General features: G+C 69.8%; 15 protein-coding genes. 14 read left to right on the forward strand and 1 reads right to left on the reverse strand.

All coding sequences use genetic code 11. From position 1 onward, the window contains the following. Window positions 1-47: 47 nt before the first annotated feature. The 14 genes from EL340_RS03265 (at window position 48) to EL340_RS03330 (ending at window position 14,979) form a co-directional block, all read left to right on the forward strand. On the forward strand, window positions 48-791 hold the full coding sequence (locus tag EL340_RS03265) for a hypothetical protein (RefSeq protein ID WP_408608560.1): 744 nt from the start codon (window positions 48-50) through the stop codon (window positions 789-791). A 4-nt stretch (window positions 792-795) separates the two neighbouring features. Continuing rightward, the gene (locus EL340_RS03270) at window positions 796-2,082 is read left to right on the forward strand and encodes a PrsW family intramembrane metalloprotease (protein WP_126413394.1); all 1,287 of its coding nucleotides are present in this window, start codon (window positions 796-798) and stop codon (window positions 2,080-2,082) included. A 182-nt stretch (window positions 2,083-2,264) separates the two neighbouring features. Then, window positions 2,265-3,167 carry a pyridoxal 5'-phosphate synthase lyase subunit PdxS gene (gene pdxS / locus EL340_RS03275; RefSeq protein ID WP_003785789.1) on the forward strand — a complete coding sequence of 301 codons (903 nt, stop codon included), beginning with the start codon at window positions 2,265-2,267 and terminating at the stop codon, window positions 3,165-3,167. Window positions 3,168-3,289: 122 nt separating this feature from the next. Then, window positions 3,290-3,922: an NUDIX hydrolase gene (locus EL340_RS03280; RefSeq protein ID WP_232023284.1), complete on the forward strand. Its 633-nt coding sequence runs from the start codon at window positions 3,290-3,292 to the stop codon at window positions 3,920-3,922. Continuing rightward, window positions 3,919-4,653: a pyridoxal 5'-phosphate synthase glutaminase subunit PdxT gene (gene pdxT / locus EL340_RS03285; protein WP_126413396.1), complete on the forward strand. Its 735-nt coding sequence runs from the start codon at window positions 3,919-3,921 to the stop codon at window positions 4,651-4,653. Before EL340_RS03280 ends, pdxT begins: the two co-directional genes overlap by 4 nt. Window positions 4,654-4,697: 44 nt before the next feature. Further along, entirely contained in the window at window positions 4,698-5,462 is a 765-nt protein-coding gene (locus EL340_RS03290; RefSeq protein WP_126413397.1) for a YebC/PmpR family DNA-binding transcriptional regulator, read from the forward strand. 70 nt (window positions 5,463-5,532) lie between these two features. Beyond that, window positions 5,533-6,138, forward strand: coding sequence for a crossover junction endodeoxyribonuclease RuvC (locus EL340_RS03295; protein WP_164719412.1), 606 nt, complete (start codon window positions 5,533-5,535; stop codon window positions 6,136-6,138). Window positions 6,139-6,243: 105 nt separating this feature from the next. Further along, window positions 6,244-6,900, forward strand: coding sequence for a Holliday junction branch migration protein RuvA (ruvA, locus tag EL340_RS03300; RefSeq protein WP_126413399.1), 657 nt, complete (start codon window positions 6,244-6,246; stop codon window positions 6,898-6,900). Continuing rightward, window positions 6,893-7,933, forward strand: coding sequence for a Holliday junction branch migration DNA helicase RuvB (gene ruvB, locus EL340_RS03305; RefSeq protein WP_126413400.1), 1,041 nt, complete (start codon window positions 6,893-6,895; stop codon window positions 7,931-7,933). The genes ruvA and ruvB overlap by 8 nt, the downstream gene beginning before the upstream one ends. A 174-nt stretch (window positions 7,934-8,107) precedes the next feature. Further along, window positions 8,108-8,470: a preprotein translocase subunit YajC gene (gene yajC / locus EL340_RS03310; protein WP_126413401.1), complete on the forward strand. Its 363-nt coding sequence runs from the start codon at window positions 8,108-8,110 to the stop codon at window positions 8,468-8,470. Between the two features lie 253 nt (window positions 8,471-8,723). Continuing rightward, entirely contained in the window at window positions 8,724-10,853 is a 2,130-nt protein-coding gene (secD, locus tag EL340_RS03315) for a protein translocase subunit SecD (protein ID WP_126413402.1), read from the forward strand. Next, window positions 10,850-11,953 carry a protein translocase subunit SecF gene (gene secF / locus EL340_RS03320; RefSeq protein WP_126413403.1) on the forward strand — a complete coding sequence of 368 codons (1,104 nt, stop codon included), beginning with the start codon at window positions 10,850-10,852 and terminating at the stop codon, window positions 11,951-11,953. Before secD ends, secF begins: the two co-directional genes overlap by 4 nt. Continuing rightward, window positions 11,950-12,507, forward strand: coding sequence for an adenine phosphoribosyltransferase (locus EL340_RS03325; protein WP_126413404.1), 558 nt, complete (start codon window positions 11,950-11,952; stop codon window positions 12,505-12,507). Before secF ends, EL340_RS03325 begins: the two co-directional genes overlap by 4 nt. Before the next feature lie 144 nt (window positions 12,508-12,651). Next, a complete protein-coding gene (locus EL340_RS03330) occupies window positions 12,652-14,979 on the forward strand; it encodes a RelA/SpoT family protein (RefSeq protein ID WP_126413405.1) in 2,328 nt (775 codons plus the stop codon). Between the two features lie 4 nt (window positions 14,980-14,983). On the opposite strand, the gene EL340_RS03335 is transcribed toward EL340_RS03330, so the two are convergent. Beyond that, window positions 14,984-15,580, reverse strand: a complete 597-nt coding sequence (locus tag EL340_RS03335; protein WP_126413406.1) for a hypothetical protein — start codon at window positions 15,578-15,580, stop codon at window positions 14,984-14,986. Between the last annotated feature and the right edge of the window lie 102 nt (window positions 15,581-15,682).

Consider the following 15,682-nt stretch of genomic DNA (forward strand, 5'->3'; position numbering starts at 1 on the left):
CCGATGCTGACCATCTCAGGAGTGACGAGGGACCGACAATGGCAACCATGACGACGGCCATGACAGAGGCAGCCGGCCTCTCAACCGGTGCAGGCCAGGCCGTGCCGATGCTGTCCTGGGCGGGTCCTGCCACCCCGGTCCCGGTGTGGAGCGTCGTCGTGCTGCTCGTCGGGCTGGCCGTGGCCATCGGATGGGCCCTGTACGCCAGAGCCGTCCGCGTGGACCGGCTGCACCGACAGGTCCTGGGATCGCGGGCCACGCTCGAGGCCCAGCTCGTTCACCGGGCCGAGGCCGCAGCGGACCTGGCCACCACCAGGGCTCTGGACCCGGCCTCCGGGCTGCTGCTCAGCCGCGCCGCCCGTGAGGCGCTGGACGCCGAGGGGCCGATCGTCGACGACGGTCTGGACACCTCCCCGCGCCTCGATGCCGCACCGGATCCCGCTGGTGGCGCCGCCGGAACCGTGCGGAGCGCCCGCAGCCGGGCCCTCATTGAGTCCGACCTCAGCCGGGTCCTGCGCACGGTGGTCTCCGAGCCCGCTCGTCGGGACCTGTCCGAGGACCCGTTGAGCGTGCCGGCGCTCGAGCGGCTGGACCGGGCCTGCTCCCGTCTGGTCCTGGCCCGCAGGTTCCACAACACCCACGTCAGTGAGGCCCAGGCGCTCAGGAGCCGGCTGCTCGTTCGGGTGTGTCACCTGGCCGGGCACGCCCCCATGCCCCAGACCTTCGACGCCGACGACGACACCACCCCTGAGGTGCAGCCGGCTCATGACGACGAGGTGCAACCGAGGTGAACCAATGAGTACTACTCCCAGCCCGTGGGCGCCCCGCCCCGGATACCGGCGCTCCAGCGGACTGCCCCAGACCTCCGCCGGCCCCAGTCCGCTTCCCGGCACGGGACAGCGCTACCAGGTTCACCGGGAGAGCGCGCCCTTCGCCCCCGCGGGACAGACCGGTCAGCAGCAGGCCGCGCCGGCCTGGACCCGTCCCGGTCCCCACTCCGCGAGAAGGACGGGTGAGCTCGTCGCACGTCTGGTTCTCGCCTCCATCGGGGCTCTCCTCATGATCATCGTCATCTGGATCGCCTCCCGCTCGGCCTCGGACTCCTCCGTGCTGTCCGCGGCGATTCTCCTGGCGATGATCCCCCTGGGGCTCGTGCTCGTCGTCGTGTACTGGATCGACCGATGGGAGCCCGAGCCACTGCCCACCCTCATCGTGGCCTTCCTGTGGGGAGCCGGTGTGGCCACCGCCATCTCCATGCTGGTCAACACCACCGTGCTCTACGCCGCCGCCGAGTCGACGCTCAGCCTGGAGGGGGCCTTCCAGATCTCCGCGGTCGTCTCGGCACCGCTCATCGAGGAGACCACCAAGGGGCTCGGCGTACTCATCATCTTCCTCATCTGGAGGCGCACCTTCAACGGCGCCATCGACGGTCTCGTCTACGCCTCCGTCGTTGCCGCGGGCTTCGCCTTTGCCGAGAACATCGGGTACTTCATCAACTACTGGGACTCCATCACCACCATCTTCATCGTGAGAGGCGTGTTCTCACCCTTCGCGCACGTCACCTTCACCGCCTGCACGGGCCTGGCCATCGGGATGTCCTCACGGCGCCGTTCACGGGCGGCCTGGGTCTGGATGACCCCCATCGGCCTGGTCTGCGCGATCATCCTCCACGCCATCTGGAACGGGGTCATCGCATCCGCCGGGAGTCCACTGGTCATGTTCATCCTGGTGGATCTTCCGGTGTTCGCCGTCTGCATGGGGATCGTGGCGTGGCTGCGGTGGGCCGAGCGCATGACCATGCGCAACCGGCTCGACGACTACGCCCGCGCCGGCTGGTTCGCACCGGCCGAGGTTCAGATGCTCACCACCGGAGGGGGGCGCAGGGCGGGCAAGCGCTGGGCCGCCACCCGGGGGCCGCAGGCGGTGTACGCGATGAACGTCTTCCAGAAGGGCGCAGCGGAGCTCGCCCAGCTGCGCCAGCAGGCCGTGGACGGCCATGCCCAGGCCGATTTCTCCACCAAGGAGACCGAGCTGCTCGATCGCATCACCTCGGCGCGTCGCACCTTCATCGGAGCCGCGTAGGAGCCAATCCGAAGCCGCTCGGACCTGCGGGTGGCTGTAGACGGATCGGGGCTCACGGCGTGAGCGCGCCGGGTCGCCCGCGCGCCGAGTAGTAGCATGCGCCCCGTCAGCATCTTTTCACGGAGCCGTCGATCCCGCCCCTGCACGGGCGCGAGGGACGGCTCACGGCCCGAGGACCAGGATTGAGCACAGAGCAGACCACACCCAGCACCGGTACCCTCACCGTCAAGCGCGGCATGGCGGACATGCTCAAGGGCGGCGTCATCATGGACGTCGTCACGCCCGAGCAGGCCCGCATCGCCCAGGACGCGGGAGCCGTCGCCGTCATGGCCCTCGAGCGCGTCCCCGCAGACATTCGCGCCCAGGGGGGCGTGGCCCGTATGAGCGACCCCGACCTCATCACCGGCATCATCGAGGCCGTCTCCATCCCGGTCATGGCCAAGGCCCGCATCGGCCACTTCGTGGAGGCCCAGGTGCTCCAGAGCCTCGGTGTGGACTACATCGACGAGTCTGAGGTCCTCACCCCAGCCGACTACGCCCACCACATCGACAAGCAGGCCTTCACCGTCCCCTTCGTCTGCGGCGCCACCAACCTGGGCGAGGCGCTGCGCCGCATCACCGAGGGGGCGGCCATGATCCGCTCCAAGGGTGAGGCCGGCACCGGCGACGTCTCCAACGCGGTGACCCACATGCGCACGATCCGCGACGAGATCCGCCGCCTGACCTCCCTTCCCGAGGATGAGCTCTACGTGGCCGCAAAGGAACTCGCCGCACCCTATGAGCTTGTCGCCGAGGTCGCTCGCACCGGGCACCTGCCCGTCGTCCTGTTCACCGCCGGCGGTATCGCCACACCCGCCGACGCCGCCATGATGATGCAGATGGGGGCCGAGGGCGTGTTCGTGGGCTCGGGCATCTTCAAGTCCGGCGACCCTGCCAAGCGCGCCGCCGCGATCGTGCGCGCCACCGCCCAGTTCGACGACCCCGACGTCATCGCCGAGGTCTCCCGAGGCCTGGGGGAGGCCATGGTCGGCATCAACGTCGACGAGATTCCCGAGCCCCACCGTCTGGCGGAACGTGGCTGGTGACCGGCTCCCCGGGTGATGTCGACCGTACAGCCGGTCACTGCACCGACCACCCCACCGAGCACCCGGACGGATCGAGCTCTCCTTTCGCCCCCGGCCGGTTGACCGCCGACGGGCGACATCCGGTGCTGGTCCCCGAGAACTGGGGCGAGCACCTCAACCCCTCCGAGTGGGCTCTGGGCGGTGACGGCCTGCCCTTCAGGGCGGCCGCGCGGGTCCTGGTCGTCACCCGGGACGGAGACATCCTGCTCCTGGTGGGGCACGATGCGGCGGACCCGGGTCACAGTTGGGTATTCACCCCGGGAGGAGGACTCCGCCCCGGTGAGGAGCCGCGGGCCGGAGCCGTGCGCGAGCTGGCCGAGGAGTCCGGGATCGACGTCGCCCCCACCGATCTCGAGGGCCCCGTCGCCCACCGGGAGGCGGTCTTCCGCTTCGCCAGCGTCACCTGCCGCCAGGACGAGACCTTCTTCCTCCTGCGCCTGCCCACCAGGCATGCTGTCGGGAAGGAGGGGTGGACCGCGCTGGAGCGCGACGTCGTGGACTCCATCGCCTGGTGGAGCCCCGAGGAGCTGCGGGCTGCCCAGGAACGGGGCCAGGAGATCTACCCGGTACGCCTGCCCGCGCTCGTGGACGAGCTCGCCTCCGGCTGGAGCGGTGAGCCGCTCGACCTGACCGATCCGGTGGACGCCGAGATCCTGGCCGCGCTGACGGCCGCCTCCGCCCCGCATGACCACCACGACCACCAAGGACCCAGATGACCAGCCCGAACCGACACCGGCGAGCCCACACGATGGACGCGCGTCATCCGCGGGCGCTGTTCCCCGCGCCCGCGCCGGCCGACGCCCGTCCCACGATCGGTGTCCTGGCCCTCCAGGGCGACGTGCGTGAGCACTCTCTGGCCCTTGAGGCGGCAGGGGCGCGCCCCGTCGTCGTGCGCCGCGTCGCTGACCTGGGACGGGCCCCGGCAGACTGGCTCGACGGGCTGGTGGTCCCCGGTGGGGAGTCGACGACGATGAGCACCCTGCTGGTCTCCTTCGGGATGCTCGAGCCGCTGCGCGAGCTGATCGGTCAGGGCCTGCCCGTCTACGGGTCGTGCGCCGGGATGATCATGCTGGCCGACCGTGTCGAGGGCGCGGAGGAGGGACAGGCCCTCCTGGGCGGCATCGATATGACCGTGCGCCGCAACGCCTTCGGGCGCCAGGTGGACTCCTACGAGGAGGATCTCATCGCCCCGGCGCTGGGGGCGGGGCGGGACCGGCCACTGCACGCCGTCTTCATCCGGGCTCCCTGGGTGGAGGAGGTGGGCCCCGGTGTCGAGATCCTCGCCACGACCCGCGCAGGACGTGCGGCTGGGGCCAGCGGGGCCGACGGCGGTAGGATCGTCGCGGTTCGTCAAGGGACCCTGCTCGCCACGTCCTTCCACCCGGAGGTCGGAGGCGACCACCGGGTCCACGACGTCTTCGTCTCCATGGTGACGCGCCGGGTCTGACTGCGTCCGGCTGCGCCCTCCTCATCGACTCCCAAGGAGCACATATGTCGGGTCACTCCAAGTGGGCCACCACCAAGCACAAGAAGGCCGCCATCGACGCCAAGCGCGGCAAGCTCTTCGCGCGCCTCATCAAGAACATCGAGGTCGCCGCCCGCACCGGGGGCGGCGACCCGACCGGCAACCCCACCCTGTACGACGCCATCCAGAAGGCCAAGAAGAACTCCGTCCCGGCGGACAACATCACCCGCGCTGTCAAGCGCGGCAGCGGTGAGGAGGCCGGTGGCGCCGACTGGCAGACCATCATGTACGAGGGCTACGGCCCCGGCGGCGTCGCCTTCCTCGTCGAGTGCCTCACCGACAACCGCAACCGGGCCGCCTCCGACGTGCGCGTGGCCTTCTCCCGCAACGGCGGCAACCTGGCCGACCCCGGCTCGGTGGCCTACAACTTCACCCGCAAGGGCGTCGTCGAGGTCGCCAAGGCCGATGGCGTGGACGAGGACTCCATCCTCATGGCCGTCCTGGATGCCGGCGCCGAGGAGGTCGAGGACATGGGGGAGTCCTTCGAGATCTACTCCGAGCCCGGTGACATTATCGCCGTGCGCACCGCCCTGACGGAGGCCGGCATGGACTACGACTCCGCCGAGGTCCAGTTCGTCGCCGGCACCAAGGTCGAGGTCGACGTCGACGGCGCCCGCAAGGTCTTCCGCCTCATCGACGCCCTGGAGGACTCCGACGACGTCCAGAACGTCTACACCTCGGTGGACCTCAGCCCTGAGGTGGCCGCCGAGTTCTCCAACGACGAGGACTGAGCCCCTGGGCGCCACAGGCACCCGGCCGCCTTCGGCTCGCGCCGTCGTCGCTCAGCAGCGGGTCCTGGGGATCGATCCCGGGCTGACCCGCTGCGGCCTGGGATGCGTGGACGTCGACCCCCGCCGCCAGGTCCGCCTGGTGGAGGTCGGTGTCGTGCGCACCCCTCCGTCGCAGAGCCCCGAGCTGCGGCTGCTGACCATCACCGAGGCCGTCGAGGACTGGATCGCCCGACTGGGGCCCTCGGTCGTCTCCGTCGAACGGGTCTTCGCGCAGGACAACCTGCGCTCCGTCATCGGGGTCGCCCAGGTGATGGGCACCGTGATGGCCACGGCGGCGCGCGCGGGCCTGGAGGTCGCTCAGCACACGCCCAGTGAGGCCAAGGCCGCCGTCACCGGGTCGGGAACTGCGGACAAGATGCAGGTCCAGGCCATGGTCACCCGCATCCTCGGCCTTGGCACCCCGCCCCGACCGGCCGATGCCGCCGACGCGCTCGCCCAGGCGATCTGCCACGGCTGGCGCGGTGGTGGGACCGGGACGGACGACGCCACCGAGATGGTCTCGGCCGGAGGAGCGGTACGCGTCTCCGCCCGCACACCCGCGCAGCGCCAGTGGGCCGCCGCCCAGGCCGCCGCTCGACGCACCGGAGCCGTCGACCCGCGGCGGGTGCGGCGCTGACGGCGCCAACAGCCATGGGCTGCTAGGATCCGAACAGGTGTTCGAGTCCGTCCACCCCTGCCTGAGTCCGTCCGACTCACCGAGAACGTCCAGGAGAAGCTGCCCATGATCGCCTCCCTGCGCGGCACTGTCCTCAGTGTCGGCCTGACCGGTGCCGTCATCGAGACCGGTGGTGTCGGCATGAGCATCCAGGCCACGCCCACCACGCTGTCCGGCCTCAGGGTCGGCGAGGAGACCCTCGTTCACACCGAGCTGGTGGTCCGCGAGGACTCCCTGACGCTGTTCGGATTCGCTGACGCCGACGAGCGGGACAGCTTCCGCACACTCATGAGCGCCAAGGGAGTCGGGGCCAAGCTGGCGCTGGCGATGCTGGCGGTCCACACCCCCAACACGCTCCGGCGCGCCATCGCCTCCCAGGACGTCGCGGCCCTCACCCGGGTGCCCGGGCTCGGCCCCAAGGGCGCCCAGCGCGTCATCCTGGACGTGGCCGACAAGCTCGGCCCCGTCACCGGTGACGACCTCGACGTCGCGCCGTCGGCCTCGCAGGAGGCGGGGGGAGGGAGCCCGCAAACCGCCTTGGACGGCGCAGTGCCCAACGCCGACGTCGTCGCCGCCCTGGTTCAGCTCGGCTGGAACGAGGCCAGTGCCGGCCAGGCCGTGGCCGCCGTCGAGGCCGACTACGCCGAGGCCGGTGAGAGCCCAGACATGGCGGTTCTGCTCCGGGCCTCCTTGAGGTGGCTGGGAGGCGGGCACCGTGGATGATGCGAGGCAGGACGGCCAGGAGCGCCTGGTCGGCGGCGGCGCGGACGCCACCGAGCGGGCCGCCGAGGCAGCCCTTCGGCCCAAGCGCCTGGAGGACTTCACCGGCCAGGAGGTGGTGCGCGGTCAGCTCTCGGTGGTCCTGCGCTCCGCCCTGGCCCGCGGGGTGACGGCCGACCACGTCCTGCTGTCCGGCCCGCCCGGACTGGGCAAGACCACCCTGGCCATGATCATCGCCGCCGAGGTGGACGGCTCCCTGCGCCTGACCTCGGGGCCGGCCATCCAGCACGCCGGGGACCTCGCCGCCATCCTGTCCTCCCTGGAGGAGGGGGACGTGCTGTTCATCGACGAGATCCACCGGCTGGCCCGCACCGCCGAGGAGATGCTCTACCTGGCGATGGAGGACTTCCGCGTCGACATCGTCGTGGGGAAGGGGCCCGGCGCCACCTCCATCCCCCTGTCGCTGCCGCCCTTCACCGTGGTCGGCGCCACCACGCGGGCGGGTCTGCTGCCCGCCCCGCTGCGGGACCGCTTCGGCTTCACCGGGCACCTCGACTACTACGGGCCGGGCGAGCTGACCCGGATCCTCACGCGCAGTGCGGGCCTGCTGGGGGTGAGCCTGGAGGCGGACGCCGCCAAGGAGCTGGCTTCTCGCTCGCGCGGCACGCCCCGCATCGCCAACCGGCTGCTGCGCCGGGTCCAGGACTGGGCGGAGGTTCATGGACGGCCCGGTCGCCTCGACCTGACGGCGGCCCGCGGCGCCCTGGACGTCTTCGAGGTTGACGCCCTGGGGCTGGACCGCCTCGACCGTCAGGTGCTCGAGGCCCTGTGCACGCGATTCGGGGGCGGCCCGGTGGGGCTGACGACGCTGGCGGTCAGCGTGGGGGAGGAGCCCGAGACGGTGGAGACTGTGGCCGAGCCCTACCTGGTGCGCGAGGGACTGGTCGTGCGCACCCCGCGGGGAAGAGCGGCCACGTCAGCGGCCTACACCCACCTGGGTCTTGAGCCCCCTGCGGACGGAGCATTGTTCTCCTGACGGGCAACCGGGTAATGTAATCAATTCGTGACCGGTTGGTACCTAGTTGTGCCCGACCACTCGCCAGCGGCAGGTAACGCTGTTGCCTACGTGCCCTAGACTCACCATTGCTGACCTGTGACGGTCGTAGGTCTGCATCAGCCGAGACTGCCTAGTCGAAACGGAGAAGCCTCCATGCCGCAGTATTTCCTCTGGATCATGCTCATCGGGATGCTCCTGATGATGTGGTTCGTCAGCCGTAGGCAGCGCGCGATGCAGGAGGAGCAGCAGCGCCGCACCGAGAAGGGCCTGGTGCCCGGTAACTGGGTGCGCACCATCGGCGGCTTCTACGGGACGGTCGTGGAGGTTGACGGTGACGTGGTCACGCTGGCCACGCCTCTGGGCGATGAGACCCTGTGGAGCAAGCGGGCCATCGCCGCCATCGAGGAGCCGCCCTTCGGATCGGCCGGAGCCCACGAGGAGTCGGAGGACGAGGGCGAGCAGGCTGACGACGACGCCCGGGAGTCCGATCAGGACACGGCCGAGCCGCAGTCCTGACGCTCGGCCTCCGCCACGCTCACCGGTCCGCGGCCGGCCGACCGCGAACCCGGTGAACCCGGTACCGACGACGTCGGATCGATCAGGCCCCTCGGCGCTGAGCAGTCCCGAGCATGACCCTGGCCCTGCTGAGCGGCCCTGCTCCAGCGCTGTGAGCCCACCGGCTCAGGCCCGTGCCGCCGTGTCGACCACCCCGCACTCACCCCGCCGTCGGGTCACCCACCCGAACCCACCCACCCCAGGAAGGGACCACGTGTCCAGTAAGCAGCGAAAGCGCCCCGGGCGCCGCCTCCTGATGTTCATCCTCGTCCTCATCATCGGTTTCGGTGCGCTGGTGGCGGGAACCATGAGGCACAAGGCGTCGCTGACGCCCGGCCTCGCCCTCGACCTCGAAGGCGGCACCCAGATCATCCTGACGCCCACGACCTCCGACGGCTCGTCAATCAGCGACAACGATGTCGAGCAGGCCATTGAGGTGATCCGCCAGCGCGTGGACGCCTCCGGTGTCTCCGAGGCCCAGATCTCTCGCCAGGGCGGTCAGAACATCGTGGTCTCGCTGCCCGGAAAGCCCAGCCAGGCGACCCTGGAGCTGGTGCGGACCTCCGCCGTCATGTACTTCCGACCGGTCATCCGCATCCTGCCGGGCAGCGCCCAGCAGGCGGCCAAGAACATCGCCAGCCAGAACCCCTCCGCCGGGGCCACCCAGGCGCCCACGGACCAGCCCACTGCTCAGTCCGAGGTCCAGCCCGACCCCAACGCCGGCGGCGAGGAGGCCACCCAGCCGGCCGAGGACTCCGCAGGCGAGGAAGGCGGCTCGAGCGAGGACGATCAGACGACTGGGCAGGAGGGGCAGGACGGCGCCTCGGCCGAGCAGCCCGCCGCCACCTCGGCGCCCACCGCCGAGTCCACCGCGCAGCCCAGGACTCCCGAGGAGATCGCCAAGCAGCTGGCGGACGTCAACCAGGACGGCGTCATCTCCTCCGACCCGCTGCCCTCCCAGGACCAGGACAAGAACAACTCCTCAGACTCCTGGATCACTGAGCAGCTCCTCTACGACGGCTACATGACCGACTGCTCCGACCCGAAGAACCTCACTGGTCAGACGCAGGACCCCAAGGTCGCCGTCATCTCCTGCTCCAAGGAGGCCGGTTCCCAGCAGCACGGCGCCTACATCCTCGGCCCGGCCGAGATCACCGGCACCGAGCTCAAGAGCGCCAGCTCGGGCCTGGAGACCGACTCGCGGGGACAGGCCACCAACAAGTGGGTCGTCTCGCTGGCCTTCAACCCCGACGGCACCAAGAAGTTCTCCGAGCTGTCCAAGCGCCTGCTGGCCTACCGTGACCAGGCCAGTGCCGCCGGCACCCAGGGCGCTCAGTCCCAGCAGGCCCAGAACGACCAGGCCAAGGCCCAGTTCGCCATCGTCCTGGACGGTCTGACCATCATGGCCTCTGGCTTCAATCAGGACGTCCACTCGCCGATCACCGACGGCCGGGTCCAGATCACCGGCGGCTTCAACCAGAACCAGGCCAACACGCTGGCCAACCAGCTCTCCTTCGGCTCGCTGCCGCTGAGCTTCACGGTTCAGTCCGAGCAGCAGATCTCCGCCACCCTGGGCACCGAGCAGCTGCGCAACGGTCTGATCGCCGGACTCATCGGCTTCGGACTCATCATCCTCTACCTGGCCTGGCAGTACCGCGGCCTGGCGGTGGTGGCCGTGGCCTCCCTGGTGGTGGCCGCCGCCGGCACCTACCTGGTGATCGCCGCGCTGAGCGCCACCATGGGCTACCGCCTGTCCCTGGCGGGAGTGGCCGGACTCATCATCTCCATCGGCATCACGGTGGACTCCTTCATCATCTACTTCGAACGCGTGCGCGACGAGGTGCGTCTGGGACGAACCCTGAAGACGGCCATCGATGAGGGGTGGAAGCACGCCAGGCGCACGATCCTCGTCTCCGACGCCGTCAACCTCGTGGCCGCGATCGTGCTGTACTTCCTCGCCGTCGGCGGGGTGCAGGGCTTCGCCTTCACCCTGGGGGTCACCACCTGCGTGGACCTGGCCATCATCATCTTCTTCACCCACCCGTTCATGGAGTGGATCGTCCGCTTCCGCTTCTTCGGTGAGGGTCACCGGCTCTCGGGCCTGGACCCCGAGCACCTCGGGGCGACGTCGTCGTCCACCTACGGCAAGGGGCGCGAGGCCGTGGCCGACCGTGTGGCCGGCTCCCTGGCTCGCCGCAAGGCTGAGGCCCGTAAGGCCGCCGAGAGCCCGGATGACAGCGCGGACGAGACTGCCGAGGAGGCAGCCGATGACGCGGCTGAGCAGGCGGAGGATGAGGCGGTCGATGCCACGGCCGGTGACGGAAAGGACGGTGAGACGAAGTGAAGTCTCTCGCCACGCTCGGTAACGAGCTCTACTCGGGCAAGACGTCCATCCCCTTCGTCGCTAAGCGACGGCTCTGGTACCTCATCGCGGTCGTTGTCATCGCCGGCTCGGCCACGCTCTTGGCCACCGTGGGACTCACTCCCGGTATCGACTTCAAGGGCGGATCGGAGATCACGGTGACGGGCCTGTCCTCACCCTCGGAGCACCCCGCCAACGAGGTCCTGTCCAAGGACGACCTCACGGCCGGCTCGTCGGTGACGACCATGGGCTCGTCCTCGGTGCGCGTGCAGACCAGCCAGCTGAGCAAGGAGCGCCTCGACTCGTTGGCCAGCGAGCTCGCCACCGCCTACAAGACCGACGCCTCCAACGTCTCGGCCACGACCGTGGGACCGACCTGGTCCTCCGACGTCACCAAGAAGGCCGCCCGCGGCCTGGTCCTGTTCTTCGTCTTCGTCGGACTGCTCATCTGGGCCTACTTCCGTACCTGGAAGATGGCCGTGGCGGCCCTGCTGGCCCTGTGCCACGACATCGTCGTCACGGTGGGCATCTACGCGCTGTCCGGCTTCGAGGTCACCCCGGCCACGATCATCGGTGTGCTGACGATCCTGGGGTACTCCCTCTATGACACGGTGGTGGTCTTCGACAAGATCCGTGAGAACACCGACGGCTTCGAGGCCCAGAGCCGATCGACCTACGCCGAGCTCGCCAACCTCGCGGTCAACCAGACCTTCATCCGCTCGATCAACACCTCGGTGGTCGGCGTGCTGCCGGTGGCCTCGCTCCTGATCGTCGGTGCCTTCATCCTGGGCGCCGGCACGCTGCGCGACATCGCCCTGACCCTGTTCATCGGCATGATCGCGGGCACCCTGTCCTCGATCTTCCTGGCTACCCCGCTGCTGGTGGACCTGCGCTCCCGCGAGAAGACCATCAAGGAGCAGGCTGCCAGGGTGGCGGCCGCGCGCCAGCAGCGCCGCGAGGAGGCCGGCGACGACGTCGAGGAGCTGGCTAAGATTGACGCGGCTCCGGCAGCCTCGCCCGTCACCCCTGGCCACCACCTCGGTGTGGCGGCTCAGCCCAAGAGGAAGAAGAAGCGCAGATGACCACCTCCGTGGCCCACTCCGAGACGGTTCCCGAGTCGTTGACCAGGCTGGTCATGAGCCACCTGCGGGAGATCCCCGACTTCCCCGAGCCCGGGGTCCTCTTTCGGGACATCACCCCGCTCCTGGCTGACGGCCAGGCCTTCGCCGAGCTCGTCGACGGACTGGCCGACCACTACCGCGGTCGGATCGACGCCGTGGCGGGCCTGGAGTCTCGCGGATTCATCCTGGCCGCGCCGCTGGCGGTCAGGCTCGGCATCGGCATGATCACCGTGCGCAAGGGCGGCAAGCTGCCCGGTCCGGTCATCGGTGTGGACTACTCCCTGGAGTACGGCACGGCCCGTATGGAGCTGCGTCCCGAGACGGTGACCCGGGGCTCTCGCGTCCTCGTGATCGACGACGTGCTGGCCACCGGGGGAACGGCTGCGGCGTCCATCTCCCTCATCGAGCAGGCCGGCGCCACGGTGGAGGCCATCTGCATGCTTCTGGAGCTGGCCGACCTCGGCGGTCGACGCCAGCTCCAGGGGCGCGAGGTCGACTCGATCGTCATCTTCTGAGACGGGAACGGATCCCAGACCGTCCGCCCGGGTCGTGGCGATGACTGATTGTCCTGCGGCGGTGCGCCGTTTAAGGGCGCGACACCGGGGGCGTACCGGCAGCGCCGGCGGGCCTGCGCGCGCAGGCCGCTATATGATGCGTCAATGACGGAGACGAAGAGCACCCCAGACACGTCAGGTGACAGTGTTGTCCCCGGTTCGCGTGTGCGCAGCCGTCTGGCGTGGTTCGGCTCCCGCGGACACTCCACCCCGGCCGCCATCGAGCCGCTGCTGCGCGCGGTGCGCGCCAACCACCCCAAGGCGGACACGAGCCTCATCGTGCGCGCCTACGAGGTCGCCGAGAAGGCCCACGCCGGTCAGCGCCGCAAGTCCGGGGAGCCCTACATCACCCACCCGGTGGCGGTGGCGACGATCCTCGCCGAGCTCGGCATGACGGCCCAGACCCTGGCCGCGGCCGTCCTGCACGACACGGTTGAGGACACCGACTACACCCTCGACCGCCTGCGCGCCGACTTCGGCGACGAGATCACGCTCCTCGTCGACGGCGTCACCAAGCTCGACAAGCTCCAGTACGGCGAGGCCGCCCAGGCCGAGACCGTGCGCAAGATGATCATCGCGATGTCCAAGGACATCCGTGTCCTGGTCATCAAGCTCGGCGACCGCCTCCACAACGCCCGCACCTGGAAGTACGTCTCCGCGGAGAACGCCGCCCGCAAGGCCAAGGAGACCCTGGAGATCTACGCCCCCCTGGCTCACCGCCTGGGAATGAACACGATCAAGTGGGAGCTGGAGGACCGCTCCTTCAAGGCGCTCTACCCGGGTGTGTACGAGGAGATCGAGCACATGGTGGCCGAGCGGGCCCCGGCTCGTGAGGAGTACCTGCGCCAGGTGCGCCTCCAGATCGAGGAGGATCTGCGGGTCAACAAGATCAAGGGCGCCGTTACCGGCCGTCCCAAGCACTACTACTCGATCTACCAGAAGATGATCGTGCGGGGTAAGGACTTCGACGACATCTACGACCTGGTGGCGGTACGGGTCATCGTGGACACCGTCCAGGACTGCTACGCGGTGCTCGGCTCCCTGCACTCGCGCTGGACCCCCATGAGTGGGCGCTTCAAGGACTACATTGCCGTCCCCAAGTTCAACCTCTACCAGTCGCTGCACACGACGGTCGTGGGGCCGGGCGGCAAGCCGGTGGAGATCCAGATCCGCACCCACGAGATGCACCGCATGGCCGAGTACGGCGTGGCCGCGCACTGGCGCTACAAGGAGGACCCCAACGCCTCGGGTCCCAGCGCCCTGGGCGGCAGACCCGGCGACTCCGACCAGGGGGACATGGGCTGGCTGCGCCAGCTCGTCGACTGGCAGAAGGAGACCCAGGACCCCTCCGAGTTCCTTGACGCCCTGCGCTACGAGATGGCCGGGGACCAGGTCTACGTCTTCACCCCCAAGGGCGACGTCCTGGCCCTGCCCGCAGGGGCCACCCCCGTGGACTTCGCCTACGCGGTCCACACCGAGGTCGGGCACCGCACAGTGGGGGCGCGCGTCAACAGCCGCCTGGTACCCCTGGACACGCGCCTGGAGAACGGCGACACGGTGGAGGTCTTCACCTCCAAGGCCATCAACGCCGGCCCCTCGCGCGACTGGCTCACCTTTGTCGGATCCACCCGCGCCCGCAACAAGATCCGCTCCTGGTTCTCCAAGGAGCGCCGTGAGGAGGCCATCGAGGAGGGCAAGGGCGCCATCGCCCGGACCCTGCGCAAGCAGAACCTGCCCATCCAGCGTCTCATGAGCCACGAGACCCTCATGAACGTGGCCAAGACCCTCGACAAGGTTGACATCGACGGCCTCTACGCGGCCGTGGGCGAGGGGCACGTCTCCGCTCAGCACGTCGTCGACACCCTGGTGTCCACCATGGGCGGGGAGGACGGCGCCGAGGAGACCCTCGCCGAGGGAGTCCTGCCCACTCGCGCGACGGCGCACCGCCGCCCGCGCACCGCCGACGCGGGCGTCGTCGTCGCCGGTATGGAGGAGGGCGACGTCTACGTCAAGCTGGCGCGCTGCTGCACCCCCATGCCAGGTGACCCCATCGTCGGCTTCATTACCAGGGGCTCAGGTGTCTCGGTGCACCGGGCGGACTGTCAGAACGTCGACCAGCTCCAGCGCGAGCCCGAGCGGCTCATCACCGTCTCCTGGGCGGACCACGCCCAGTCCGCCTACCTGGTGCAGGTGGAGGTGGAGGCCCTCGACCGCGGGGGACTGCTCGCCGACGTCACCCGAGCGCTCGCCGACAGCCACGTCAACCTGGTCAGTGCCAATATCGCCACCAGCCGCGACCGGGTCGTCACCGGGCGCTTCGTCGTCGAGCTGGCCGAGGTCGGGCACCTGGACCACACGCTGGCGGCCCTGCGGCGGATCGACGGCGTCTTCGAGGCCCGCAGAAGCCTGTCCGCAGCCCGCCGCTCCGGCTGACTGCCTACGAGGCGCTCGGCATGACCGCCTCGATGATGCGTTGGGCCCGAGGACAGCCCCGGCTGGCAGCGCCCCGACAGTGGTTGAGCGTCAGCAGCAGGAGGACCCGGCTGATCCCGTGGTCACGGGCGGTCATGATGGCCCGGACGGCGTCCACCGGAGGTCCCAGACGGGCGACGTCGACGGCGGCTCGGGCGATGGTCGCACAGGTGACGCCGTTGATCACGGTGGTGTCGGAGCGGGGCAGACCGCCGCGCCTGGTCACCAGGTAGGACAGCCGGCTTCGACGTCCTCCGGGCAGGCAGACCTCCAGGATGGTCGGTGGCGGTCCACCGGCGTGCACCCACAGGGCGGTGCTCGCCAGGAGCACGCCCTGGCAGGGGAGAGCGGCGGTGACGGCCTGCAGGCGCCCCTCGGTCGAGCGCAGGAGGTCGGCCGGCTGCAGGTTGCCCAGGACGCTGACCAGCAGCCGGGAGTCGAGCCCGGCGCACCGCAGCACCTGCATGTCCTGGGGCGGAAGCGTTCCCAGAACAGGGGAGAGGGGACGAGCGGACAGATGGGCCACTGCGGCGTGACCCGGCACCGGGACGAAACGAGCCATATCCCATCGTGGGCTATTCCCCGTGCCCAGCGCCACAGCAAACCGGCTGCCTGTGGATAACCTCGTCGTTGGGGCGAACTTGACCCTCACGTAGCGTGAGGC

The sequence above is a fragment of the Actinomyces viscosus genome, from assembly GCF_900637975.1.
Lineage (GTDB): Bacteria > Actinomycetota > Actinomycetes > Actinomycetales > Actinomycetaceae > Actinomyces > Actinomyces viscosus.